Here is a 25,331-nt window from a genome sequence, read left to right as displayed (position 1 = left end):
AGCGTCAGGCGATCCGGCAAGCTTCGTCGAACGACAGGCGCGGGCTGCGCGGGAACAGGTCGCGGCTGGCATCGCCGTAGCCGATATTGACCAGGAAGTTGGATTTGACCGTGGTGCCGGCAAAGAAGGCGCCGTCCACGCCGGCGCTGTCGAAGCCCGACATCGGGCCGCAGTCCAGGCCCACCGCGCGGGCCGCCAGCATCAGGTAGGCGCCCTGCAGCGACGCGTTGCGGAACGCGGTGGTGTCGATCAGCGGCTGGTTGCCCACGAACCAGCTGCGCGCGTCGGCGTGCGGAAACAGCTGCGGCAGCTTTTCATAGAAGGCGTGGTCGGTGCCGACGATGGCGGTGACCGGCGCGGCCATAGTCTTGGCGCGGTTGCCGTCGGACAGGAACGGCGCCAGCTTTTCCTTGGCTTCCTTCGACTTCACGAACACCACGCGCATGGGCGAGGAGTTGGCGCTGGTCGGGCCGAACTTGGCGAGCTCGTAGATCTGGTGCAACTGCTCGTCGGTCACCTCTTTCGGCAGCCAGGCGTTGTACGTGCGGGCCGTGCGGAACAATTGATCGAAGGCGGCCTCGGAAAGCTTCTCGCTCATGGGTATCCTTTGGGCATATGGACGCAGCGCGCCGTGGATCGGCGCAACGGCGTGCAGTGTAAGCGCGGTCGCGGGAAAACAGGACACAGGCCCATGAAACGAACTGTGCCGCCCAGGGAAACAATGCGGTGGACGGGCGCATGCTGAAGCTGCGCGGTGATTGCTGGGTCATCACCGACGGCGCGGCCGGCAACCAGCGCCAGGCCCTGGCGCTGGCCGAGCGGCTGGGCATGCCGGTGCGCCACCTCCAGCTCGAACCCGCACCGCCCTGGTCGTGGCTGGCTCCCCACCTGACCCTGGGTGCGCGCCTTGCCCTCGATGCCACCCAGCGCAAGCAATTCGCCGCACCGTGGCCGGCCGTCGCTATCGGCTGCGGCCGCACCGCCGCGCTCTACACGCGGCTGCTGCGGCCGCTGAGCAAGGGCGCGTGCTACACCGTGCAGATCCTCGACCCGCGGGTGGACCCCAGGCACTGGGACACCGTGATCGCGCCGCAGCACGACCAGCTGACCGGCCGCAACGTCATCCGCCCGCTGGGCTCGCTCAATCCGGTGGATGAGCAATGGCTGCGCGATGGCCGCGACGCGGACCCCGCCTTCGCCACCCTGCCCCGCCCACGCGTCGGCGTGCTGCTCGGCGGCCCGCGCAAGGGCGTCACCTTCAACGAAGCCTATATCGACCAGTTGATCCACGGCCTGCACGCGCGGCGTCGCCTGGAAGGCGGCAGCCTGCTGGTGATGGCCTCGCGGCGAACGCCGCCCGCGCTGGTGGAACGCATGCGGCAAGGCCTGGGCGACGTGCCCGGACTCGTCTGGTCAGGACACGACGACGGCAGCAACCCCTATCCCGGCGTGCTGGGTTGGGCAGACCGCTTGGTCGTCACCCCCGACTCGGTCAACATGCTTTCCGAAGCCTGCGCCGTCGGCTGCCCCGTACACACCTTCGTCATCGGCACGTTGCCCGACAAGCTCGAACGCTTCCACAAATCACTGCGCACCGCCGGACTGCTGTACGCACTCGACGCGACGAACACGCCACCGGTACCGCCCATGCGCGTGACGGAGACCATTGCCGACACGCTGCGCGACCTTATCGCGCTGCGTCAGGGCGAGATCGGCTGAGCCTGCTCAGAACAAAAAGCCCAGCTCCGCCGTCACTTCGCGCACGTTGCCGCTGAGCCGCTCCAGCATTTCGTCGCGCAGCGCAATGCGCGAACGCAGGTCGAGCGTGCAGGCGAGTGCGCGGTGCAGCAGTTCGGCGTGCGCTTCGGCGAACAGGCCGGCCTGGCGGCCGTCGAGCAGGCCGGCGTTGCGGCAGGCTTCGATCAGGCCCGCGTTGGCGGTGATGTTGAGCAAGGCGGGACGTTCCGATGCATGGGCCAGCACCAGGCCTTGCAGCGCGAACTCGATATCCAGCAGGCCGCCGTGCCCTTGCTTGAGGTCGAACCACAGCGCGTCCGATCGATCGCGTTCGGCACGCCAGCGCTGCCGCATGCTGCTCACTTCGTGCAGCACGGCGGAACGTTCGCGCGGCACCGCCAGCACCTCGCGGCGCACCTTGGCCAGGTCGGCATGCAGCGAGGCGTCGCCCGCGATGGGGCGTGCGCGCAGCAGCGCCTGGTGTTCCCATGTCCATGCGCGGCTCTTCTGGTAGGCCTCGAACGCGTCGAGGCTGCTGACCAGCAAGCCCTTGGAACCATCGGGGCGCAGGCGCGTGTCCACCTCGTACAGGCGGCCGCCGCGCGTCATCACGGTGAGCCAGTTCATCACGCGCTGAGCGAGGCGCTGGTACCAGCGCGAACCTTCCAGAGGACGCGCGCCGTCGCTCATCGCGTGCGCGCGCTTGCCATCGTAGACGAACACCAGGTCCAGGTCGGACGCGAAGCCCAGTTCCTCACCGCCCAGGCTGCCGTAGCCCAGCACCGCGAAGCCGGTGCCGTCGCCAGGCAGGCGCCCGTGCTGCGCGGCGAGCTCGCGTTCGGCGAGCGCGGTGACGGCCAGCACGATGGATTCGGCGAGCACCGCCAGCCGGCGCGCCGTGGCCACCGCATCGGCCCTGCCGTCGCTGAAGGCCAGGCCCAGGCGGAAGGCCACGCTGGCCTTGAATTCGTTGAGCCGGTCCAGCTCGGCTTCGGCCTCGCGCTCATCCAGCGTCGCCAGTACGCGGGTGATCTCGGCGCTGATGTCGGCACGCTTGAGCGGCAACTGATCGATGCGCGGATCGAGCACGTCGTCGAGCAGCAGCGGCTGCACGATCACGCGCTCGGCGAGGAAGGCGCTTTCGGCGAACAGTTTCGCCAGCCGCAAGCGCGCCGCCGGTTGTTCTTCCAGCAGGGCAAGGTAGGACGAACGTCGCGCCACCGCCTGCACCAGCCGGCACAGGCGCAGCAGGCACGCCACCGGCGCCCGGCTGTCGCGCGCCACGGCCAGCAGCTGCGGCATCAGCCGATCGAGCTGTTCGCGCGAGCGCTGCGGCATGGCGCGCACGGTGGTGGCCTGCGAGAGTTTCACCAGCGCCTCGGCGACTTCCGCGCCCGGCGAAAAGCCCGAGGATTCCATCACGCCCGCATCGAGTGCTTCGGTGCAGGCGCGCTGCCACAGCGCGACATCGGCTACCGGCGCCGCCGCGGTGCGGCCGCCCTGCGGCATCAGCACTTCGGCGAACTCCTCGCTGACCTTGGCGCGATGCTCGGCGAGCTGTTCTTCCAGTTCCTCCCACGAGGCATGGCCCAGGCCCAGCGCGATGCGCTCGCGGCTGAGCGCGTCTTCGGGAATGTCGTGCGTCTGCGCATCGCGCAGCATCTGCACGCGGTTTTCCACGCGGCGCAGGAACACATAGGCTTCCCGCAGTTCGCGTGCGCGCGCCGCGCCGATGTGTCCGCGCGCCTCGCACGCGGTGAGCGCGGGCAGCAGGCCGCGCACGCGCAGGCTGGGTTCGCGGCCGCCGCGAATCAGCTGCACTAGCTGCACGACGAACTCGATCTCGCGGATGCCGCCGGGCCCGAGCTTGAGGTTGTCGGCCAGATCCTTGCGGGCGACCTCGGCATCGATCAGCGATTTCATCTCGCGCAAGCCCGCGAACGCGGTGTAGTCGAGATATTTGCGATAGACAAAGGGCCGCAGCAGGTCCTGCAGCTGCTTGCCGGCCTGGCGATCGCCGGCCACGGGACGCGCCTTGATCCACGCGTAGCGTTCCCAGTCGCGCCCCTCGCTCTGGTAGTACTGCTCCATCGCCGAGAACGGCAGCGCCAGCCGGCCCGCATTGCCGAACGGCCGCAGGCGCAGATCCACGCGCGCGCAGATGCCGTCCACTGTCGGCTCGTTGAGCAGCCGCACGAGTTGCCGGGCCAGGCGCACGAAGTACTCGCTGTTGTCGAGCGATCGGGCGCCATCGCTCTGGCCGCTGTGCGGGTAGGCGAGCACCAGGTCGATGTCGGACGAAAAATTGAGCTCGCTGCCGCCGAGCTTGCCGAAGCCGACCACCACCATGCGCTGCAGCGCGCCGTCATGGCTGCGGCTATGGCCGTAACGCGCCGCGAGCGCGTGTTCGGACCAGCGCAGCGCCGCTTCCAGCAGCACTTCGTAGAGCACGCTGGTGGCCGAAAGCGTCTCGGGCAACTCATCCAGGCCATTCACGTCGCGGAACACCAGGCGCAGCGCTTCCGCATGGCGGAAGCGCCGCAATTCCGTCAGGCACGTTGTCTCGTCCGTCGAAAGCTTGAGCGAATCGATGCGCGCGCTGGCGTCGCTGCCCGAGCGCAGACGCTCCAAGCCTTGCGGCGCGAGCAGTTGCGGCTGCCTGAACCAGGTATCGAACGCAAAATCGCTGGCCAGCAGCGCGCGCCGGATGCGCTCGGCAACGCCGGCGTCGTCGTGCAAGGGCACGCCCATCTGGCGGCAGCGAGCGATCAGCTCGCTGTAGCGGTCGTCGATCAACGCGCGAAGCGCCGGGGATTCCGTGGGCTTGGTGATGACAGTCATCCGGTCATTCTGCCGCAGTGCCGTGCGCAATGCTGCGCTCGCACACGTTCAGGCCCTGCTGTATGTGACCGGACCATGACTGCCGCCCCGCTGTTGGCGGTGCCGGCGTGCACGGCGGCGCGGCGTGCCGCGTTGGCAGAGATAAGCCGTTAGCCCCGCGCCGTCACGGCGCCCAACAAATGGTTCAGATCCGGATCGTTACAGTTCCGTGTCCGAGCCATGACAGCCATCCGCAGGGTGCCATGACCCCTCCCACGACACGACCCGCGCGCCCAGCGCGCCCCTTGTCGGCCCGCCTAGCCTTGATCCTGGCGCTGGGGGCCCTGTTCACGCTGTTGACCGGTGTGGTCGATGGCGGTGTCGGCGTCAGTCCGGCGCAGGCCCTGAGCCAGCCGATCTACCTGATCGCCAACGCCCTGCCCGGCCTGCTGCTGGCGACGCTGCTGCTGGTGCTGAGCCGGCGCGCACTCCTTTCCTTCAGCCTCGCCTTCCTGCTGCAGACGGTGGTGTACGCCGTCAACGCGCTGAAGGTGAGCCATCTCAATACGCCGCTGATGCCCGCGGATTTCCGCATGCTGGGCCAGTTGCGTCGCGGTGGGCTGAAGCTGCTGGGCAGCTATCTGCCGGCCAGCCCTTGGCCTTACCTTGCGTTGATCGCCGGCATCGCCCTCATCGTGATCGCCTGGCGCATGGAGCCGCCCATGTTCGCGCGTCGCACGCGCGGCAAGCGGCTGGTTTCCGGGCTCGCGCTGCTGGCGCTGATCGGCACGCTGTTCGCCGGCATGCCGGGCTGGATGAAGATCTACGGCGGGCACCACCTGTGGCTGGAACCCTGGTCCGCCACCGCCACGGCCGAGCATTCGGGCCTGGTCAGTTCGCTGATGATGTTCCACCTGCACCAGAACCATGCGCGCAAGAAACCCGATGCCGCGGCGGCACGGCAGTTGATAGCCCGCTCCGACGCGGCGCTGCGCGAACGCCTGCAGGCGCCCGCGCACGCCACCGGCGAAGCACCCGACATCGTGGTGGTGCAGAGCGAGTCGTTCTTCGACCCGTCGATCATGAAGGGTTACGAGCACGCCGACCTCACGCCGAACCTGCACCGCCTGGCCGCCCAGGGCGCCAGCGGTCCGCTGCATGTGCCGACCTATGGCGGCGGCACCATCCGCACCGAGTTCGAAGTGCTCACCGGCCTGTCGCTGCGCTATTTCGACGACCTGCAGTTTCCCTACCTGCAGTTGAACCACAAGGTGGTGCCGAGCATGGTGCGCGTGCTGCGCTCGCACGGCTACGAAACCATTGCGCTGCACGGCAACGATCCCGGCTTCTGGAATCGCACCACGGCCTTCCAGGCGATCGGCTTCGATCGTTTCGTGTCCCGCTCGTCCTTCCCGGCGCATGCGGCCATGGACGGTCAGTACATGGCCGACAGCGCGATGACCGACGAGATCATGGCCCAGCTGAAAAACGCCGGGCCGCCGCAGTTCCTGTTCGCCATCAGCATCGAGGCGCACGGCCCCTACGACGTGCCGCCCGCCAATACCGCCGAGCGCGACGCCATCCCCGTGCCCGAAGGCGTCACCGGCCAGAACAAGCTGGAACTGCAGAACTACCTCTACCACATGCGTCACGCGGACCAGGAACTGGGCCGGCTGGCCGAGCTGCTCGCGCATCGCGAGCGCCCCACCTTGCTGCTGTTCTATGGCGACCACCTGCCGGCGCTGACGGATACCTATCGCACCACCGGCTTCGTCGACGGCAAGGACATGCTCAGCCAGGCAGGCACCTGGCTGCTCGTCGACCCGCGCAACCCGACGCCGGCAAACACCGAATCGCTGGCGTCGTGGATGCTGCCCGGGCGCCTGCTGGAGCAGGCCGGCGTGCATGACGATGCGTACTTCGCGCTGACCCAGGTGATCGCCCCGCAGCTGGCCGCGCTCACCCGCGCGCCCGGCGCGCCGCTGGAAGCCGAGGATCACTCCGAACAGCAGGAAGACGACGACATGGCCAACGTCGCCCTGCTGCGCATGAAGGGCAAGCTGGATCCCATGTTGCCCAGGGCCACGCTGCAGACCGCAGGCGTTGTGGAAGACGCCCCGCTGCTACCTGCGGGCGAGAACGAATCGGCCGGCGCCCGGCAATAACGGCATCCTAACGGCGCTGACCGTATGGACGTCCAAACGAAATGAGCGTGGCGGCCGTTTCGCGAGCTTTTCAAGCGGTATGAAAGCGTTTTCCAACACGGTTCATAACGCGGATTCATCGATCTGTCTGCGCGCTAAAGGGAGCCGGTTCCGTTCAGGTTCGGTAGAGCGATCCGCGTCTAGCTTGGATCCCAGCCACGAAGCAACGCCTTCGCTGGCATTCCCACACTGGAGGTTTACCTCATGCGTAAGACCATGCTTGCCGCTCTCTTCGTCACCGCCGCTTCCGTCCTGACCGTTCCGGCATTCGCGCAGGACGCCGCTCCGGCCGCGAAGACCGAAGCCGCCGCGACCACCGCGGGTGCGGCAGCGAAGGACACGGCCAAGTCCACCACCGACGCCGCCACCACCAAGGCCACGGAAACCGGCCACAAGGCCAAGCACAGCGCCCACAAGGCGAAGTCGGCGGCCACCGACGCGACCAAGACCGAAGCCACCAAGGCCGAGGGCGGCGCACCGGCCACGCCGAAGCAGTAAGTCGTTCCGCACGAGTGAACCGAAAACCCCGGGAGGCGACTCCCGGGGTTTTTTCATGCTGCGAATCAGAAGTCGTAGGCGCCCGAGAGAACCACGCTGCGCCGCGTGCGCAAGGGCACAAAGGTTTCGTTGAAATCCGACGCGTACAGCGTGCGCGCGAACAGGTTCTTCACGCCCAGCGTCATGCGCCAGCGATCGGTGCGGTAGGAGACGTTGGCATCGACCTCGGCCTGCCCTGGCGACGGGAAGTAGGTGGAGTAATCCAGGCTTTGCCCCAGCGAGCGGCTGCGCGCCTGTACGCCGCCAGCGATGCCCCAGCCCTTCAGCGCGCCGCCCTGGAACCAGTAGCTGGCCCACAGATTGAAACGCTGCCGCGGCGCGCCGGTGGGTGCCGTGCCGTCGTGGTTGCTGATCTGGGCATTAGTGTAGCTGCCGGTGATGTCCAGCCCCGGCGCCACTCGTCCGGCGAACTCGATCTCCAGTCCGCGATTGGTCTGCCCCGGCCCGAAACTCGCGACGTTGGGCGTTTCCTCGAGAAACAGATAGCTGTGATCGAGCATGATGCGGTACAGCGACACCGCCAGCCACGCCTGCTCGTGAAAGAGGTTGAGCTTGGCGCCGACTTCCAGCTGGCGCGACAACGCCGGCACCAGCGGCCGGCCGTTTTCCCCGAGATACGACAGCGGCTGGAAACCGTTGCTCGTGCCACCGTAGAAGGCGATGTCCGGGGTGAGCTTGTAGACGATGCCCGCGTTGGGCACCCATTTGGTCCGTCGTGGCGTCCACGGATTGCCTTCCGAATCGGTGGACGACACTTCGTAGTACGAGCGGCGCGCCGCCACCAGCATGTCCCAGTGCTCGCCGAGCGAGAGCTGATCCTGCAGGAACAGGCCGCTGTTCACCGACCACGGCGAGCCGGCGATGGGCACGTTGTCGTCCGGCTGCATCACGGCGGACACGCGCGGCAAGGCGGGGTCGGCGAACAGGTTGTAGACGCCGTCGTACACGTGCACGGCATCGTCGGTGCGGCCCACGCGCGAACGCGAATAATCCATGCCCAGGGTCACCGTGTGCGTCACCGGCCCGGTGCCGAACACGCGGATGAAATCGTTCTGCATGGAGTAATACGCATCGCTGTACCGATAGGCTTCGGCATACGGCGACGTGTCGCCGAACAGCGTGGGGTTGTTCATTGTCCAGCCTTGCGAATCGTTGCGCTGCTGCACGTACTGCCCGCGACTGCGCCAGGTCCAGGCATGGCCCAGCTGCTGGTCAAGCAGGTAGTACAGGCGGTTGGTCTGGTAGTTGGCGTAGTCGTAGGCATTGCCCGTAAGCAGGCCGAACGGCGTCGTGCTGCCCGCCGTGTCGCCCAGCAGCACGGCGTGATCGGGCACCGGCAGGCGATTGAGGATGCGCTGCAAACCCACCACCAGCTGCGTGCTCGAGCTTGTCCAGCCGATGGATGGCGCGAGGTAGCCGCTGCGGCGGTTGCGATAGCCCTGCGGCGAGCGGTCGGCGTAGTCGCCGGAAACCACCAGCCGGTAGGTGAGCCGCGGGTCATGGCCCAGCGGGCCGGTGAGGTCCACCGCCGCCTGCACCTGTCCCCGCTCGCCCAGTGTGTAGCTGATCTCGTGCAGCGGCACGCTTTGCGGTTGCTTGGTGGTGACGTTGATCAGGCCGCCAAAACTGTTGCCATTGGAGTCGCCGAGGATCGACTGCGGCCCCTTGATCACCTCGACGCGATCCAGCGCGACCAGCGGCGGAAAATCACCCGAGCCCGCATTGCTGTTGGGCATGCCGTCGATGAGGCCGTTGCCGGTATAGAAGCCGCGGATCTGGAACAACGGCAGGCCGTCTGCGCCATCGACATAGGCCACGCCCGCCACGTTGCGCACCACGTCTTCCACGGTGACCGCCTGCTGCGAGGTCATCACGTCGCGCGTCACCACGCTGACCGACTGCGGCACGTCGATCAGGTCGGCGTCGTTGCGCGAGCCGATGCTGGTCAGCGACGCCTTGAAGCCGACGTCGCGCCCGATCAGCGCATTGGCTTCGACGGAGGTGAGTTCCCTCACCTCCGGCGGCTTGGCCGATGGCGATGCTTTCTTGCCCGGTGCTTCCGGCGCGGTGATCACCACGGTGCCCTGGCCGGTGAACTCGTAGACCAGGCCGGTGCCTTCCAGCAGCCTGGCGAGCGCCGCCTGCACAGTGAGGTTGCCCGTGGCGCCCAGCGAGCGGAAGCGCGCGACCGTGCAACCCGCCGTCAGCACCTGCACGTTGGCCTGCTTGCCAAAGGCCAGCAGCGCGGTGGCCAACGGTTGCGCAGGAATGGCGAAGTCGAGGCGGGATGCCTGGGACGAGGATTCCGCCGCGACGCGCGGAGCGCCGATGCAGCTGCCGGGCACGGCCAGGCAGACGCACATCGACAGGCTGCCCGACAGCAGCAGCGTCACAGCTTTCCTCATGGCCCCCGCTTCTAGGCAAGCGAAAGCTCCGAGTGTGACACGCGGCGGTCGCGTTGTGTCGTTACGACAAATGCATGAACGCTTTCTTTCGACGGGCTGTCACCCCGAGACGCGATCGTCAGTGCGGCTGCGCCTTGGGATGCGCATCGGAAAGCACGGTCTCGCCGCCGACCGTACCCACCCGCAACGGCAACACCTGCGGCAGGGCCTGCAGCCAATCGTCGATGGCGTCCGCCTTGACGGTGCCGGTGAAGGTCAGCGTGTTCAGGTCGGCATCGGCGATGCGCAATGGTTGTGCGCGATAGCGGTTGATGTTGGCCACCACCACCGACAGCGGCTCGTTGTCGAAGGCCAGGCGCTCGTTACGCCAGGCGGCCGCTTCGGCCGGGTCGCTGGCGGTGACGTTCATGGCGGCGTGCGCGGGGTCGTAGGTCACCGACTGGCCGGCCACGGCCTCCAGGCTGTTGTGCGAACCGCCGGTGGCGTCGGCCACGCGCACGCGGCCTTCGGCCATGGCGACGGTGACGTAGCTGCCCGTGCGGCGCACGTTGAACGCCGTGCCGATGTCCTCGATGGTCACGTCGCCCGCATGCACCACGAAGGGGCGGCGCGCGTTGTGCACGACCTCGAAGTACGCCTCGCCCGCGCTGAGCTCCACCTCGCGCCGTCCGCTGCTGAAGCGCGTGGTCAGTTTCGTGGCGCCGCCCAGCGTGATGCGCGTGCCGTCTTCCAGCGTCACGCTGCGCTGCGTGGCGATGGCGCTGGCGTAGTCCTGCGTGGCGACGCTGCCGGACATGGCCTGCCAGCCCATGACGCTGCCCAGCGCGAGCACCACGGCCGCCGCCGCGGCCGCGGGTATCCAACCGCGGCGCGGCGAAGCCTGCGGCGGGGCGAACTCCGCGATCAGGCGCTCGCGCGATACCTCGCCCAGCGCCTGCAGGCGCGCGGCCAGTTCGGTCACGCGCTCGAACGCGGTGAGGTGCGCGGGGTCTTCGTCGGTCCAGGCCAGCCACTGCTCGGTCGTCCGTTCCGTCGCAGCGGGGTCGCGCAGCCGCATCCACCAGTCGGCGGCGACACGCAGGTTTTGGTCGTGTGAGGTGTTGGCCATCATGGCATCTCCGGTTCGTCTACCCGCGCGCGGCAATGAGCCAGGGCGTTGGCGACGTGATAGCGCACCATGCGCTCGCTGATCTTCATGGCCCGTGCGATGGCGCTGATCTCGCGGCCCTCGATGACGTGCATGACGAAGGCACGTCCCGTCTTGGCCGGCAGTTCGCGCAACGCCTTGTAGAGCTCCTGCAATTGCCCGGTGGCGTGCACATGTCGCTCGGGAATGGGCGCCAGGTGCAGGTCATCGTCCGGCACCTCGATGGGGTTGTCCGCACGCACCTGGCGCGCGCGCAGCCGATCCACCGCCAGGTTCGAAGCCACGCGGAACAGGTAGGCGCGCAGCGAATCGACCTGTTCGGGACGCTCCATCGTCACCAGGCGCACATAGGCTTCCTGCGCCACCTCCTGGGCGTCGGACAGGGAATTCAGGCGGCACTGCAGGAACGCCACGAGCGCGCGGTTGTGCTCGCGGAACAGGTCGGTGATGCGCAGCGCGAACGCCGGATCGAGGTTCACGCCTGGGTGAGCAGGCGTGCTGTCGGGTTTGTCCACTAGGCTGCCCTGGTCACGTCCGGCAGCGGCGGCCACGACGCCATGGCCGCCGACGCCTCCGCCGCATCGCGCCACCATGCCACCGGGCGCAACGCGTCATTCAAGAGTTTCACCGCATCCCAGCGCAGTTCGGCGCGACGCCGGAACAAGGCGCGGCGCTTGCTTTCCAGTTCCGCTTCCGTGCGATGGTGCAAGGTGGGCGGCATCAGGAACCAGCCATCCTCGATGGCCACGCCGCCCTGCTCCAGCCAGTACGCATCGTAATCGGAGAACAGCCGCGTGCGCCCCTGCAGCGGATGCGCCAGATTCCCCACGGCGAGGATACGCCGCAGGCCGCACTGGCCGGCGAAGGCGTAGGCGAGCACCAGCATCAGCTGCTTGGGACGCATGCCATGCATGTTGCGCGTCAGCTCGCGCACCGACTCGCGTCCGTGCAGGCCCGCTGGTCCCTGGATGCAGCCGATGGCCAGCGTGTCGTCGTCGATGAGCGTGAGCACCAGGCGATAGAGCGTGCGGTCGTTGGCGTCGGTGAGCTCGATGACCAGCTCGCCCTCGCAGGCCATGTGCGCGGGAGGACGCAGGTGCAGCCGAGCCTCGCTGCCGTCCTTCAGCGTGAACGCGCCGAGCGTGGCGCGCCCCTGCACGTAGACCGATTCGAACAGCTCCGCCGGCCAGCGCTCGAGCAGTAGCCGGTAATGCGCCTGCAGCGCCTGCACGCGGTCCTCGCGATGCCACTGGCGGTTGACGAAACGATGCTGGTGGCGCTCCTGCAGGCGCGGATCGCAGGCCACGCAGGCGCGCAGCAAGGGGTGCGAGGCGAGGAAGGCCAGGTAACCGTGATGGCGCAGCGGCATGCTCATCGCGCGCACCACGTATTTGGCGGCCATCAGGGCGCGCTGGCCGGCATGCCCTTCCCAGTCGCTGCGCCCGCGCAACGAGCGCCACCAAAGCATGGGACCGGGTTGGCCGTCCGTGGCCTCCTGATCCCTGTGTCCAGTCGCCAGCGGGCTGGTTATCCCCGCCCACCGCAATTCGCGCTCCAGGGAGCGTTGCGCCGCGTAAGCGCAGCCGCTAGCGGCGAACACCAGATCGGCGTCCAGGGGTTCCTCCCCTGGCTGAAGATTCCGTTCGTTCAAGGCTCGCCAACCCGCTGATGACTGTGACAAGGGCTAAGACGTGCAAGCCCGCCGAAATGGAAATGGCCGGCGGAAAGTTTTTCGCCGCTTCGGCGACGCCTTGGGCGAGAAAAAGAAAACCCCGCCATGGCGGGGTTTTCCGGTGTTGCGATGCCTGGAAGGCCTGGACTTAGAAGTCCATGCCGCCCATGCCGCCCATGCCGCCGGCCGGGCCGTGCGAGTGGGCTTCTTCCTTCTTCGGCACTTCGGTCACGGCCGCTTCGGTCGTGATGATCGAGCCGGCCACCGAGGCGGCGAACTGCAGGGCCGAACGGGTCACCTTGGTCGGGTCCAGGATGCCGAAGGCAATCATGTCGCCGAATTCGCTGGTGGCGGCGTTGTAGCCAAAGTTGCCGTTGCCTTCCTTCACCTTGTTCAGGACGACGGACGGCTCGTCGCCGGCGTTGGCGACGATGGCGCGCAGCGGGGCTTCCAGGGCGCGACGGGTGATGGCGATGCCCAGGTCCTGGTCAGCGTTGGCGCCCTTCAGGCCTTCGATGGCCTTGAGCGAACGGATCAGGGCGACGCCGCCGCCCGGGACCACGCCTTCTTCAACGGCCGCACGGGTGGCGTGCAGGGCGTCTTCGACGCGGGCCTTCTTTTCCTTCATTTCCACTTCGGTGGCGGCGCCAACCTTGATGACGGCCACGCCGCCAGCCAGCTTGGCCACGCGCTCCTGCAGCTTCTCGCGGTCGTAGTCCGAAGAGGTCTCTTCGATCTGCGCCTTGATCTGCTTGATGCGCGCCTGGATGCGCTCGGCTTCGCCGGCGCCGTCGATGATGGTGGTGTTTTCCTTGGTGATCACCACGCGCTTGGCGCGGCCGAGATCCGTGATGGTGGCCTTGTCGAGGGCCAGGCCCACTTCTTCGGAGATCACCACGCCATTGGTGAGGATGGCGATGTCTTCCAGGATGGCCTTGCGGCGGTCACCGAAGCCCGGCGCCTTCACGGCGGCGACCTTGACGATGCCGCGGATGGTGTTGACCACCAGGGTGGCCAGCGCTTCGCCTTCCACTTCCTCGGCGACGATCAGCAGCGGCTTGCCCGCCTTGGCGACGGCTTCGAGCACCGGCAGCAGCTCGCGCACGTTGGAGATCTTCTTGTCGTGGATCAGGATGAACGGGTCGTCCAGTTCCACCTGCTGCGACTGCTGGTTGTTGATGAAGTACGGCGACAGATAGCCGCGGTCGAACTGCATGCCCTCGACCACGTCCAGCTCGTTCTCCAGGCCCGAGCCTTCCTCGACCGTGATCACGCCTTCCTTGCCGACTTTCTTCATCGCGGTGGCGATGATTTCGCCGATGGCGGAGTCGGAGTTGGCGGAGATGGTGCCGACCTGGGCAATGGCCTTGTCGTCAGCGGTCGGGTTGGAGAGCTTCTTCAGCTCGGCCACGGCGGCGGTGACGGCGTGGTCGATGCCGCGCTTGAGGTCCATCGGGTTCATGCCGGCGGCCACGGCCTTGAGGCCTTCCTGGATGAACGCCTGGGCCAGCACGGTGGCGGTGGTGGTGCCGTCGCCGGCCACGTCGGAGGTCTTGGAAGCGGCTTCCTTGACGATCTGCGCGCCGATGTTCTCGTACTTGTCGGCCAGTTCGATTTCCTTGGCGACGGAGACGCCGTCCTTGGTGACGGTCGGGGCGCCGAAGCTCTTCTCGAGCACCACGTTGCGGCCCTTCGGACCCAGGGTGACCTTCACCGCGTTCGCCAGGGTGTTCACACCCTTGAGCATGCGGGCGCGGACGTCTTCGCCGAAGCGGACTTCTTTAGCTGCCATAATTTTTTTGCCTCAAAAAAATTGAATTAGGAATGGGAACGCTGGCGACGGGGTGGCTACAAAGCGCGGATCTCGCGCTGGACCCCATCAAGCCAATCAGCCTTCAATCACAGCCACGATGTCGTCTTCCTTCAGGAAGACCAGCTCTTCGCCGTCGATCTTGATTTCCTGGCCGGCGTACTTGCCGAACAGCACGGTGTCGCCTTCCTTCACGGACATCGGGCGGACCTTGCCGTCTTCCAGGATGCGGCCGGTGCCGGCAGCGATGACCTTGCCGCGGGTCGGCTTTTCGGTGGCGCTGTCGGGGATGACGATGCCGCCAGCGGAGACGCGCTCTTCTTCGAGGCGCTTGACGATGACGCGATCGTGCAGCGGACGCAGTTTGCTCATGGTATGGGCTCCAGCTTCGGTTGGTTGAACAGGATTCGGTACCCCGGAGTGGCGCCTGTGCCGGCGCTGTTAGCACTCCCCGGAGGTGAGTGCTAATAATAACGACGCAAAAGCCCCCTGCAAGAGGCGCCCGTCCGATGGCTGGGTTCTCCAATGGGGGAGCCCCGGGGGCCTTTCAAGTCGCTTCGAGGGGAAATCTGCCGGCTTTTTGCTATCGACAGGGCCGGCGGGACCGACGACCATGCCGGCCTGCCCCCGAGAGACCCGCCCGTGAGCGATGAGCCGACGCTACGCCAGGAGCTCGTGACCCAAGGCGCTCGGCTGGCGGCCTCCGGCCTCAGCCAGGGCACCTCCGGCAACCTGAGCGCCCGCTGCGGCGAGGGTTTCCTGATCACGCCCAGCGGCACGCCGTACGAGGAAATCACTCCCGAGGGCATCGTGCTGGTGGACCGCGACGGCCAGTGGCCCGCCGGCCAGCGGCCCTCCAGCGAGTGGCGCTTCCATCGGGACATCTACCTGGCCCGGCCCGACGCCCGGGCGGTGGTCCATGTCCATCCGCCCTACGCCACGGCGCTGGCGATGTGCCGGAAAGCGATTCCCCCGGCCCACTACATGATCGCGGTGGGCGGCGGCGACTCGATCCGCTGCGCCGATTACCACACCTACGGCACCCAGGCGTTGTCCGACGCGGTGCTGGCCGCGCTGGAAGGCCGGCTGGTCTGCCTGATGGCCAACCACGGCATGATCGCGCTGGGCAGCACGCTGGCGCAGGCCATGTGGCGCGCGGTGGAGGTGGAGAACCTGGCGCGCCAGTACGCGCTGTCCCTGCAGGTCGGCACGCCGGTGATGCTTACCGATGAGGAAGTCGCCGACGTGCTCGCCAAGTTCGCCAACTACGGACTGATGTCGTCGAGGTCGTGATGTCCGATACCGTCCTGCTCTGCTATTGCACCTGCCCCGACGCCGCCAGCGCGCAGAAGCTGGCCGAGGCCCTGGTGGGCGAACAGCTCGCCGCCTGCGTGAACCGCATCCCCGCCGTGGCTTCCACCTATCGCTGGAAAGGCGAGGTAGTGACCGACAGCGAGGAACTGCTGCTGATCAAGACCACGGCTGCGCGCTTTCCCGCATTGAAGGAGCGGTTGGTGGCGTTGCATCCCTATGAGCTGCCGGAACTGATCGCCGTGCCGGTGGCCGAGGGGCATGGCCCTTATCTGGATTGGGTGCGGGATCCGGGGTGAGCGTAGCCGCAGGTACTCGCAGTCTTCGCTCGATTTCGCTGCGGGATATTTCTCTTCTCACCGTCCCTCGCCTCCCTCACCGTCATTTCCCCTCACCGTCATCCCCGCGAAAGCGGGGATCCAGTGTCTTTCAACCCGCCGTGAAATCGAAAGTCGCTGGATCCCCGCTTTCGCGGGGATGACGGTGAGGTAATGACGCAACGTTCTGGAATCATGGAATGGCGCTAGTTCGGCGCCTTTCCCACGAACACCACCAAGAAAGTGACGCGCTCGCTGTCGCTGGCGTTCGCACTTACCAAATGCCGCGCCGCCGCCGGCTCGAACCAGCTCTCGCCCGGTGCATACGTCACGCGCAAGGCTTCGAGCGATTGGCCGGGCGCGCGCGTCAAGGCGGCGGTGAGCAGCGATTCGTCGTGCGTGGCCATCGCCGGCGTCGCCGCGGCGAGCAGCATCCAGGCAATGGCGCGGGCGGCGCGCACGATCAGCGTGCCGTCAGTGCTGTCTGCCGTGCAGGCACCGCCGCGTCGACATCCTCGCTGCGGCGAAGCACCTTGCCCTGCGCATCCAGCACGATCACCGTGGGCACGTGCATCACGCGGAAACGCCGGAACAGCGCGCCCGAATCGTCCAGCGCCAGCGGCATGGCGATGTGGTGCTCGCGCTGGTATTCGGCCAGCTCGTCGTGGCTGGCCCACAGGCCCGAGGCGATGCCCAGCCAGCGTGCCTGGCCGTCGCGCGCCAGCAGCTCGGCGCGCTCGCGCGCCGTGCGGCAACTTGCTGCCAACGCCGGCCGGCTCTTGGCGAGGTAGGACTCGCACCACGGCGAGAGGAACAGCAGCACCGTGGTCTGTCCCGGCCGCACGCCAAAGGCCGGCAACGACTTTCCATCCAATGTGCGCACGTCGAAAGCGGGCACGCGGTCGCCGATGTCGTAGTGCGGTTCGTCCTTCGGCGTGGCGGCCGATGCGGTCTGCGCCGTCGAACTCGTGCGGGCCTGCGCCAGCGCGGCATCCAGCTTGTCGTTCGCCTCGTGCCCCACGTAGAGGATGCGGCCGTCGCGGCCGATCACCACGTGCTGCGGCGTCACGCGCAGATGAAAAGCCTCACCCAGCGAGCCGTCGTCGAACACGATGGGCATGCCGAGCCCCAGCTGCTTCTGCACCTTGCGCACTTCCTCGACGCTGTCGTCGAAGCCCACGTCGATGGCGATCACCGCCATGTCCGGACCGGCCTGCTCGTAGGTACGCTCGAAGTGCGGCATCTGCTCGCGGCACGGCACGCACCAGGTGGCCCAGAATTTCAGGTAGACAGCCTTCTTGCCATAAAGCGTTCCGAGGTCGATGGTCTGACCGTCGATGGTCTTGAGCACCATGCGCGGCGCGGGCTGGCCGACCAGGCTGCGGCCGGCGGTTTCCGCGCGCGACTGGCCGGACTCGGACGCATGCGCCAGCGCGCAGCACAACCACAGGCAAAGCAGGACAAAGGTACGCACGGGAACATCCTTGAAGGAGAGGCCCCGCATGCTGCGCCGACGACCCACGCGCCGACAGGTCCAGTTCGCGCGGAAACGAGGGAACCAGTGTCAGCGCGGGCGATGTGCGTCGAGCACGCGCGCCAGCACGCGCACCGCTTCGTCCATGCGCGTGGCCGGCACGCCGCCGAGGCCGAACAGCAGGCCGTTGGGCTTGTGCCCGCCGATGGCGTAGCCATCCAGCGCCTCGATGCGCAGATCCTGCGCCGCGGCGTGCTCGACGATCTTGCCCGCCGGCACGGGCCAGTGCAGTTCGGTGGTGATATGCAGCCCGGCGTCCGAGGCCAGCGGACGCAAGGCTTCGCCGGCGTGCCGCGACAGGGCTTCGAGCAGGGCATCGCGCCGCTCCGCGTAGATGCGCCGCATCTTGCGCACGTGCCGTGCGAGATGGCCTTCCGCAATGAACAACGCAAGCGTGTCCTGCGCCAGCAGGTCGCTGTGGCGATCCACGAATTGCCGCACGCTGCCCAGCGCGGCCATGGCCCAGGGCGGCGCCACCACGTAGCCCAGGCGCAAAGTCGGAAACAGGCTCTTGGAAAAGGTGCCGACGTAGAACACCGAGCCGTCGCGATCCAGCGTCTGCAGCGCATCGAGCGGACGCCCGCCGTAGCGGAATTCGCCGTCGTAGTCGTCCTCCACGATCACCGCGCCATGCCGCCGCGCAAACTCGAGCAGCGCGACGCGCCGTGCCGGCGACATCGCCATGCCGGTGGGAAACTGGTGCGAAGGGGTGACGTAGATGACGCGCGCCTCGGGTGGAATGCGCTCGACGATCAGGCCTTCCTCGTCTACCGGCACCGGCACCACGCGGGCGCCGGCGGCTTCGAAGGTCACGCGCAGCTGCGGGTAGCCAGGGTCTTCCACCGCCAGCACCGTCCGCCCCGGCGTCACCAGGATGCGCGCCAGCAGGTCGAACGCCTGCTGCGCGCCGCCGGTGACCATGATGTCGGCCGCGCTGCAGCTCACGGCGCGCGCAAATGACACATGCCCCGCGATGGCTTCGCGCAAGGCGGCTCGTCCTTCCACGGCGTCGTAGGCGGACATGGCGTGCGTGAGCGTGCGCAAAGCCCGGGCGGAGAGCTTGCGCCACACCTCGAACGGGAAACGCGAGGCGTCGGGCATGCCCACGCGAAAGTCATAGCGCGACGGTGGCAAGGCATTCATCGGCGCCGGCGTGATCGCATCGCGCCATCGCGGCTGCAGCCGCTCCTCGATCCGCGCCTCCGTGCGCGATGCGCCTGCTGGCGATGCGCTGGCGTGCGCCACCACATAGCCGGCGCCCTGGCGCGCCACCACATAGCCTTCGCTGAGCAGCAGGTCGTAGGCCGCCACCACGGTATTGCGCGACACGCCCAGCGAGCTGGACAGCGCGCGGGTCGAAGGCAGCGCCTGGCCCATGCGCAGCCGCCCGTCCAGAATCGCCGCCCGCAGCTGCCCGTGCAGCGCCTGCAGGCGGCCGCGCACGGGGATATCCAGCGGAAAAGCCAGGGGTTGGTCCATACCGGCGTCCGGGCGGCAACTGGTCCTAAAGAATTCCCGCGATCTGGACCTTTTTCAAGACCAGTGGAACCCGGACACTGCGCCCATCATCCTTTTGGAGCCGTGCCATGATCGAGCTGTACTTCGCCGCCACGCCCAACGGCCTGAAGCTCAAGCTGTTCCTCGAAGAGGCGGGCCTGCCCTACTTCATCACGCCGGTGAGCCTGAGCAAGGGCGAGCAGTTCAAGCCCGAGTTCCTGGCCATTTCGCCGAACAACAAGATTCCCGCCATCGTGGACCACGCGCCGGCCGGCGGCGGCGCGCCGCAGACCGTGTTCGAGTCGGGCGCCATCCTGCTGTATCTGGCCGAGAAGATCGGCCGGTTCATTCCCAAGGACACCGCCGGCCGCGTGGAGGTGCTGGAGTGGCTGTTCTGGCAAGTGTCCGGGCTGGGCCCGATGGCAGGCCAGGCCGGGCACTTCCATGTGTATGCGCCGGAAAAGGTGCCCTACGCCATCGATCGCTACACGCGCGAAGTGGCGCGCCTCTACGGCGTGCTCGATCGCCGGCTGGAGGGACGCGAGTTCATCGCCGGCGAGTTCTCCATCGCCGACATCGCCTGCTATCCGTGGATCGTGCCGCACGAGGCGCATGGCCAGAACCTGGCGGATTTCCCGCACCTGGAACGCTGGTTCATCGCCATGTCGCAACGCCCCGCCACGCTGCGCACCTACGAGGGCGTGGAGAACGCATACCAGCCCAAGCAGCCGCTGTCGGAGGAAGAACGCCGCGTGCTGTTCGGGCAGGGATCGAAGCCGCAGTCCTGATGCAACGGAAGGGTGAAGTCTGCTGACAGGTTCTGACACTATGGGCGGCTAGGCTTCCAAATGGATAGCCGTCTCACACACGTCGTCATTCCGGCGCAGGCCGGAATCCAGCAGCAGGAAGGACAGGCTGTCGCGAAGACCCGTTCCTGAGGCCACTGGATTCCGGCCTGCGCCGGAATGACGAACAAGAGCTACAGAGCAAAGCCATGAAAACCTCCGACATCGCCGCACTGCTGTTGCTGGGAGCCCTCTGGGGCGCCTCGTTCCTGTTCATGCGCATGGGCGCCGACGAGTTCGGCGGCATGGCGCTGGCGGGCATGCGCGCCATCGGCGCGGCGATCTGTTCCATTCCGTTGCTGACGCGCACGCGGCTGGGCGAGATGCGCAGGCATTGGCGCGATATCGCCATCGTGGGCATCGCCAATTCGGCGCTGCCGTTCGTGCTGTTCTCGTTCGCGGCGAAGAGCCTGCCGGCCGGTGTCTCCGCCATTTCCGACGCCATCGCGCCGCTGCTGGTGGCGCTGTCGGGCTGGATGCTGCTGGACGAGAAGCTGAGCGCCACGCAGGCCAGCGGCCTGGTGGTCGGTTTCACCGGCGTGGTGTGGCTGGTGGCCGGCACCGTGGGTTTCAGCGGCAGCGCGCATGCCGCCGGCTGGGCCATGGCCGCCTGCCTGGGCGCCAACGTCTGCTACACCTTCGGCGCCCATTACAGCCATCGCCGCCTGCGCAGCGGCGTCACGCCGCTCAGCGTCGCCACCGGCAGCCAGCTGGCCGCCGCGGTGCTGCTGCTGCCCTTCACGATCTGGATGTGGCCCAGCCATACGCCGGGCTGGATGTCCTGGCTGGCGGTGCTGGGCCTGGCCGCGCTCTGCACCTCGCTGGCTTATGTGCTGTTCTATGGCTTGATGGCCCGCGTCGGCGCGTCGCGCAGCATGGTGGTGATGTTCCTGATCCCGGTGTTCGGCGTGCTGTGGGGCCTGCTGTTCCTGCATGAGCCGGTGACGCTGGCGATGGGCGGCGGCTGCGTGGTGATCCTGCTGGGCGTGGCGCTGACCACCGGGCTGGTACGCCCGCGTAACCGCGGTAGCGTCCTGAACGAAGTAAGCACGGAACACGCCTGATCCCCGGTAGTCTCTTCGCTGCCGGGATTCCCCGGCTGCGCCATAATCCCGATTCGCCCTGCGCCCTGGCGCGGGCCTCTCCCCAGTCGGAGCCGCAATGCGCCTGATCCCTACCGGCCGGTGGGCCGCCCGTTTCCTCACCCTGCTCTGCCTGCTGCTCGGCGCCCTGCCCGCGCTGGCGCAGGACGATCTCGACGGCCTGCTGCCGGTCACCGAGGCCTACAAGCTCAGCGCCGATGCCTCCACGCCCGGCGTGGTGAAGCTGCACTGGACCATCGCGCCCGACTATTACCTCTATCGCGGCCGCATGAAGTTCAAGGCCGCCGACGGCGTGACCCTGGGCGAGGCGCAGCTGCCCGACGGCGAGAAGCATCACGACGAGTACCTGGGCGACGTGGAGACCTATCACCACGGCGTGGACGCGACGGTGCCGTACACGGTCGCCGCTGGCACCACGACGCTGAAGCTCAGCGTGCAGTACCAGGGCTGCCACGAGGTGGCTCCGAAGATCTGCTATCCGCCGCATACCGAGCAGCTGAGCTTGGCGATTCCCGCGGCGGGTGCGGCCTCGGCCGGCACGGGCGATTCGCTGGGCGCGGCGCTGGGCAAGCTGGGTTCCACCCGCGGTGGTGGCGATGGCGCTGCCCTGCCGGCCGAGCAGGCCTTTCATCTGGAAGCGCTCGCCAAGGACCGCCAGCACCTGCTGCTGCGCTGGACCATGCCCAAGGGCTATTACCTGTACCGCGATCAGACCGCGCTGAAGCTCAAGGATGCCGGGCTCTCGCTGGCCAAGCCGGAGTGGCCGGCCGGCGTGGAACACGAGGACGCCCACTTCGGCAAGACCACGGTGTTCTTCGACCAGGTCGAGCTGCCCGTCGCCATTCAGGGCGATACGGGCGGCCTTCGCACGGTGAACCTGGAAGCCAGCTTCCAGGGCTGCCAAGACGGCGGCATCTGCTATCCGCTGATGACCCGCGCACTGGCCATCGACCTGGGTAGCGCCGCGCCGACCAGCGGCACCGCCGCCGAGCCCGCGCCGGAAATGCCGCCCGCGCATGAGGAATCGCTGGGCCTTGCCCTCGCGCTGCTGTTCGCCCTGGCGGGCGGCCTGATTCTCAACTTCATGCCCTGCGTGCTGCCGGTGCTTTCGATCAAGGTCGTCTCCGTGATCGAAAGCGGCGAGAGCCACGCGCGGCGACGCAGCCACGCGCTGGCCTACACGGCCGGCGTGCTGGTCAGCTTCGTGGTGCTGGGCCTGGTGGTGATCGCCGTGGCCAAGGCCTGGGGCGCGCAGCTGCAGTACGCCCCGGTGGTGGCCGCGCTGGCGCTGATCATGCTCACCGCCGGCCTGTGGCTGTCGGGCGTGGTGCAGTTCGGCGGCTCGCTCGGCAACGTCGGCAGCTCGCTGGCCAACCAGCAGGGCTGGCGCGGCGATTTCTTCGTCGGCGTGCTCGCCGTGGTCGTCGCCAGCCCCTGCACCGGGCCGCTCATGGGCCCGGCCCTGGGTTACGCCTTCGCGGCCCCGGCGGCGCAGGCGCTGCTGGTGTTCTTCACGCTGGGCCTGGGACTGGCGCTGCCCTTCCTGGCCATCGGCTTCGTGCCCGCCCTCGCCCGCCTGCTGCCACGGCCGGGCGCCTGGATGGAAACGCTCAAGCAGGTGCTGGCCTTCCCCATGTATCTCTCGGCCGCGTGGCTGGCCTGGGTGCTGGCGAACCAGCGCGGTGCCGACGCGGTGGGCGTGCTGCTGGTGGCCGCGGTGTGGCTGGCGGCGACGCTGTGGTGGTTCGAGAAGAGCCGCTGGAAGAGCACCGCCGTGCGCGCCTGGGTGCTGGTGCCCGCGCTGCTCACGGTGCTCTCGCTCTACACGCTGGCCCGCCTGCCCGTGCCGGCGAGCGGCGACAAGGCGGCGCAGGTCGCGGAGAACACCGTGGCCTTCACCCCAGCCAGGCTCGCCGAGCTGCGCAAGGCGGGCACGCCCGTGTTCGTGGACATGACCGCCGACTGGTGCGTCACCTGCAAGGCCAACGAACACGCCGTGCTGAACACCGATTCCTTCCGCGACCTGCTCAGGAAGACCGGCGCGGTCTACATGAAGGGCGACTGGACCAACGAGGACCCGGCGATCACCGCCTTCCTGCAGGAGTACCACTCGCCGGGCGTGCCGCTCTACGTGGTGTTTCCCAAGGACGGCGGCCACGGCCAGCGCCTGCCGACGGTGCTCACCTCCTCGCTGGTGGAAGACGCCCTGACCAAGGCGGCGGGCACGCCGGTCGCCACCAATCCATGATGAGCCGCAGCAACTGGACCATTCTCGGCGCCGCCGTACTGGCCGCCGTCGCCGGCGGCTGGCTGCAGCACGCCAGCCAGCGCGCCCGCGTGCCGGACGGTGTGCATGTGGCGGTTCCGGGCGAGATCGTCCCCGATCTGGCGCTGGCCGGCCTGGACGGCAAGGAACATCGCCTCTCCGATTACCGTGGCCGCCGCGTGCTGCTCAACTTCTGGGCAAGCTGGTGCGGTCCCTGCCGGGAGGAAATGCCGGCACTGGTAAAGGCCCAGGCGAACGTCGGCGAACAGGCCGGCAAAACCGGGCCGATCATCCTCGGTATCGCGATGGACGACCCGGCGCAGGCGCGCGCCTTCCTGCAGGCCCATCCGGTCAACTACCCCATCCTGCTGGGCAGCCTGGAAAGCCCCAGCACCTCGCTACGCCTGGGGAACGTCGGCGAAGTGCTGCCTTACAGCGTGCTTCTGGACGATAACGGCCGCGTGCTGTTCAGCCGCCGCGGCGTGCTGGACGCCGACGACCTCAAGGCCTGGGCCGCACCAACCGCGCCCTGATGCGGTTTCCGGGGCCATACGTGGCCGCACGGTTTTTCCGTGACTTCTCCGTTAAACATCGCCGAACTGCGCCGAACTGGACAACATCCGCCGGGACGCGCACACTCCGCGCCGGACGCCGGCCCCGCCGGCGCAATCCATGGATAGTGGCGTGGCGAAGATCCTGGTCCTGCACGGGCCCAATCTCAATCTGCTGGGCACCCGCGAGCCGGAGGTTTACGGGCGCGACACGCTGGCCGATATCGACGCCCTGCTGACCCAGCGCGCGCAAGCGGCGGGCCACAGCCTGGACGCGCTGCAGTCGAACGCCGAGCACGTGCTGATCGACCGCATCCACCAGGCGCGCCTGGACGGCACCGCGATCATCCTGATCAACCCGGGCGCCTTCACCCACACCAGCGTCGCCCTGCGCGACGCGCTGGCGGGCGTGGCGATCCCCTTTATCGAACTGCATCTTTCCAACGTGCACGCCCGCGAGGCGTTCCGTCGGCACTCCTATCTCTCGGACATCGCCGTCGGCGTGATCTGCGGCTTCGGCGCGGACAGCTACCAGCTGGCGCTGGACGCCGCGCTGAACCGGCTGGACCGCGCCGGCGCATCCGCCGCCTCCTGAACGACGGGCCGAGTCCCCATACTCCATTCCGGCTGCCTGTGCGGCCCCAACGAAAAGGTTTGAAACATGGACCTGCGCAAGATCAAGAAGCTCATCGACCTGCTCGAGGAATCCAACCTCGCGGAACTTGAGATCAAGGAAGGCGAAGAAGTCGTCCGCCTGTCGCGCGTGCCCAAGGGCGGCGTGACCGTCGCCGCCGCGCCGGTGGTGCAGCCCGCCCCGGTGGCCGCCGCGCCCGTCGCCGCCGCAGCCGCGCCAGCCGAAGCCGCCCCCGCCGATGCTGGCCTGCCGGCCGGCCACGTGGTGAAGGCGCCGATGGTCGGCACCTTCTACGCCTCCGCCAGCCCGGGCGCCCCGGCCTTCGTGAAGGTCGGCCAGCAGGTCAAGGCCGGCGAGACGCTGGGCATCATCGAAGCGATGAAGATGTTCAACCAGATCGAGGCCGACGTGGCCGGCACCGTGAAGGCCATCCTGCTGGAAAACGGCCAGCCGGTGGAATTCGACCAGCCGATGTTCGTGATCGGCTGATAAGCGAGGGAATAGGGAATCGTGAATAGGGAATCGGCCAAGCGACCGCACGAAGACCTCACGGTCTGGCAGCGGGCCATGGTGCTGGTGGAGCAGGTCTATGCCTGTTCTTCGACGTTCCCGGACAGCGAGCGGTTTGGTTTGACCGCACAGATGCGACGCGCGGCGATCAGTGTTCCTTCCAACATCGCCGAAGGTGCCGCCCGTCGCTCGACTCCCGAATACCTGCGCTTTCTTTCGATTGCACGCGGCTCGCTCTCGGAGCTGGACACGCAGCTGCAAATCGCTGCCCGACTTGGCTATGGAAAGGTTTCGTCCGACATCAGGACGTGCATCGACGAGGTTTTCGCGATGCTCACCGGCCTGATGAATGCCCTGCAGACACGCGAGGCGACGCGATGACCCACCGATTCCCTATTCCCGATTCTCTA

The 25,331-nt window shown here is 67.7% G+C and carries 23 protein-coding genes; 12 read left to right on the top strand and 11 right to left on the bottom strand.

The genetic code is table 11. The features are described 5' to 3' along the window. Positions 1 to 4: 4 nt before the first annotated feature. A complete protein-coding gene (locus BDW41_RS09710; protein ID WP_074548290.1) occupies positions 5 to 598 on the bottom strand; it encodes a malonic semialdehyde reductase in 594 nt (197 codons plus the stop codon). Positions 599 to 738: 140 nt separating this feature from the next. Here BDW41_RS09710 and BDW41_RS09705 point away from each other — a divergent pair, with 140 nt between their 5' ends. After that, on the top strand, positions 739 to 1,719 hold the full coding sequence (locus tag BDW41_RS09705) for a mitochondrial fission ELM1 family protein (RefSeq protein ID WP_074548514.1): 981 nt from the start codon (positions 739 to 741) through the stop codon (positions 1,717 to 1,719). Positions 1,720 to 1,725: 6 nt separating this feature from the next. On the opposite strand, the gene glnE is transcribed toward BDW41_RS09705, so the two are convergent. Then, complete coding sequence (gene glnE, locus BDW41_RS09700) at positions 1,726 to 4,578, bottom strand: bifunctional [glutamate--ammonia ligase]-adenylyl-L-tyrosine phosphorylase/[glutamate--ammonia-ligase] adenylyltransferase (protein WP_074548288.1); 2,853 nt, start codon at positions 4,576 to 4,578, stop codon at positions 1,726 to 1,728. A 242-nt stretch (positions 4,579 to 4,820) separates the two neighbouring features. Here glnE and BDW41_RS09695 point away from each other — a divergent pair, with 242 nt between their 5' ends. Then, positions 4,821 to 6,722: an LTA synthase family protein gene (locus BDW41_RS09695; RefSeq protein ID WP_074548286.1), complete on the top strand. Its 1,902-nt coding sequence runs from the start codon at positions 4,821 to 4,823 to the stop codon at positions 6,720 to 6,722. Between the two features lie 243 nt (positions 6,723 to 6,965). After that, entirely contained in the window at positions 6,966 to 7,259 is a 294-nt protein-coding gene (locus tag BDW41_RS09690) for a hypothetical protein (RefSeq protein ID WP_074548284.1), read from the top strand. 65 nt (positions 7,260 to 7,324) lie between these two features. Here BDW41_RS09690 and BDW41_RS09685 read toward each other — a convergent pair whose 3' ends face one another. The 6 genes from BDW41_RS09685 to groES all read right to left on the bottom strand — a co-directional run bounded on the left by BDW41_RS09685 (position 7,325) and on the right by groES (position 14,725). Further along, complete coding sequence (locus tag BDW41_RS09685; protein WP_233496826.1) at positions 7,325 to 9,724, bottom strand: TonB-dependent receptor; 2,400 nt, start codon at positions 9,722 to 9,724, stop codon at positions 7,325 to 7,327. Between the two features lie 118 nt (positions 9,725 to 9,842). After that, positions 9,843 to 10,835, bottom strand: a complete 993-nt coding sequence (locus BDW41_RS09680; protein ID WP_074548282.1) for a FecR family protein — start codon at positions 10,833 to 10,835, stop codon at positions 9,843 to 9,845. Then, the gene (locus BDW41_RS09675; protein ID WP_233496825.1) at positions 10,832 to 11,386 is read right to left on the bottom strand and encodes a sigma-70 family RNA polymerase sigma factor; all 555 of its coding nucleotides are present in this window, start codon (positions 11,384 to 11,386) and stop codon (positions 10,832 to 10,834) included. Before BDW41_RS09675 ends, BDW41_RS09680 begins: the two co-directional genes overlap by 4 nt. Next, the gene (locus tag BDW41_RS09670; protein ID WP_074548278.1) at positions 11,386 to 12,339 is read right to left on the bottom strand and encodes a DUF535 family protein; all 954 of its coding nucleotides are present in this window, start codon (positions 12,337 to 12,339) and stop codon (positions 11,386 to 11,388) included. Before BDW41_RS09670 ends, BDW41_RS09675 begins: the two co-directional genes overlap by 1 nt. 352 nt (positions 12,340 to 12,691) lie before the next feature. Beyond that, a complete protein-coding gene (gene groL / locus BDW41_RS09665; protein WP_074548276.1) occupies positions 12,692 to 14,335 on the bottom strand; it encodes a chaperonin GroEL in 1,644 nt (547 codons plus the stop codon). A 96-nt stretch (positions 14,336 to 14,431) separates the two neighbouring features. Then, entirely contained in the window at positions 14,432 to 14,725 is a 294-nt protein-coding gene (gene groES, locus BDW41_RS09660; protein ID WP_019464457.1) for a co-chaperone GroES, read from the bottom strand. Between the two features lie 303 nt (positions 14,726 to 15,028). Between groES and BDW41_RS09655 the strand changes: the two genes are divergently transcribed. Continuing rightward, the gene (locus tag BDW41_RS09655) at positions 15,029 to 15,646 is read left to right on the top strand and encodes a class II aldolase/adducin family protein (protein WP_110301574.1); all 618 of its coding nucleotides are present in this window, start codon (positions 15,029 to 15,031) and stop codon (positions 15,644 to 15,646) included. Continuing rightward, positions 15,646 to 15,963 carry a divalent-cation tolerance protein CutA gene (cutA, locus tag BDW41_RS09650; protein WP_074548274.1) on the top strand — a complete coding sequence of 106 codons (318 nt, stop codon included), beginning with the start codon at positions 15,646 to 15,648 and terminating at the stop codon, positions 15,961 to 15,963. The genes BDW41_RS09655 and cutA overlap by 1 nt, the downstream gene beginning before the upstream one ends. A 224-nt stretch (positions 15,964 to 16,187) precedes the next feature. Here cutA and BDW41_RS09640 read toward each other — a convergent pair whose 3' ends face one another. The 3 genes from BDW41_RS09640 to BDW41_RS09630 form a co-directional block, all read right to left on the bottom strand. Next, a complete protein-coding gene (locus BDW41_RS09640; protein WP_074548272.1) occupies positions 16,188 to 16,442 on the bottom strand; it encodes a hypothetical protein in 255 nt (84 codons plus the stop codon). Between the two features lie 2 nt (positions 16,443 to 16,444). After that, a complete protein-coding gene (locus BDW41_RS09635; protein WP_083337627.1) occupies positions 16,445 to 17,455 on the bottom strand; it encodes a redoxin domain-containing protein in 1,011 nt (336 codons plus the stop codon). Between the two features lie 90 nt (positions 17,456 to 17,545). After that, on the bottom strand, positions 17,546 to 18,994 hold the full coding sequence (locus BDW41_RS09630) for a PLP-dependent aminotransferase family protein (protein ID WP_074548268.1): 1,449 nt from the start codon (positions 18,992 to 18,994) through the stop codon (positions 17,546 to 17,548). Between the two features lie 107 nt (positions 18,995 to 19,101). Here BDW41_RS09630 and BDW41_RS09625 point away from each other — a divergent pair, with 107 nt between their 5' ends. From BDW41_RS09625 to BDW41_RS09595, 7 genes are all read left to right on the top strand, one after another. Beyond that, positions 19,102 to 19,800, top strand: a complete 699-nt coding sequence (locus BDW41_RS09625; RefSeq protein WP_074548266.1) for a glutathione binding-like protein — start codon at positions 19,102 to 19,104, stop codon at positions 19,798 to 19,800. 206 nt (positions 19,801 to 20,006) lie between these two features. Next, positions 20,007 to 20,921, top strand: coding sequence for an EamA family transporter (locus tag BDW41_RS09620; RefSeq protein WP_074548264.1), 915 nt, complete (start codon positions 20,007 to 20,009; stop codon positions 20,919 to 20,921). Between the two features lie 97 nt (positions 20,922 to 21,018). Then, positions 21,019 to 23,208 (top strand): protein-disulfide reductase DsbD, encoded by a 2,190-nt coding sequence (locus BDW41_RS09615; RefSeq protein ID WP_074548262.1) that lies wholly within the window; start codon positions 21,019 to 21,021, stop codon positions 23,206 to 23,208. Further along, positions 23,208 to 23,759: a TlpA disulfide reductase family protein gene (locus BDW41_RS09610; protein ID WP_233496824.1), complete on the top strand. Its 552-nt coding sequence runs from the start codon at positions 23,208 to 23,210 to the stop codon at positions 23,757 to 23,759. Before BDW41_RS09615 ends, BDW41_RS09610 begins: the two co-directional genes overlap by 1 nt. A 151-nt stretch (positions 23,760 to 23,910) precedes the next feature. Further along, positions 23,911 to 24,372 carry a type II 3-dehydroquinate dehydratase gene (aroQ, locus tag BDW41_RS09605; RefSeq protein ID WP_074548259.1) on the top strand — a complete coding sequence of 154 codons (462 nt, stop codon included), beginning with the start codon at positions 23,911 to 23,913 and terminating at the stop codon, positions 24,370 to 24,372. Positions 24,373 to 24,438: 66 nt separating this feature from the next. Beyond that, positions 24,439 to 24,900, top strand: a complete 462-nt coding sequence (gene accB, locus BDW41_RS09600) for an acetyl-CoA carboxylase biotin carboxyl carrier protein (protein WP_074548258.1) — start codon at positions 24,439 to 24,441, stop codon at positions 24,898 to 24,900. A gap of 18 nt (positions 24,901 to 24,918) precedes the next feature. Continuing rightward, a complete protein-coding gene (locus tag BDW41_RS09595) occupies positions 24,919 to 25,302 on the top strand; it encodes a four helix bundle protein (protein WP_074548256.1) in 384 nt (127 codons plus the stop codon). Positions 25,303 to 25,331 lie beyond the last annotated feature (29 nt).

Source organism: Dyella sp. AtDHG13 (assembly GCF_003201105.1).
GTDB lineage: Bacteria > Pseudomonadota > Gammaproteobacteria > Xanthomonadales > Rhodanobacteraceae > Dyella > Dyella jiangningensis_B.
The sequence above is the reverse complement of the archived record's forward strand: the minus strand, read 5'-3'. Positions and strand labels throughout refer to the sequence as shown.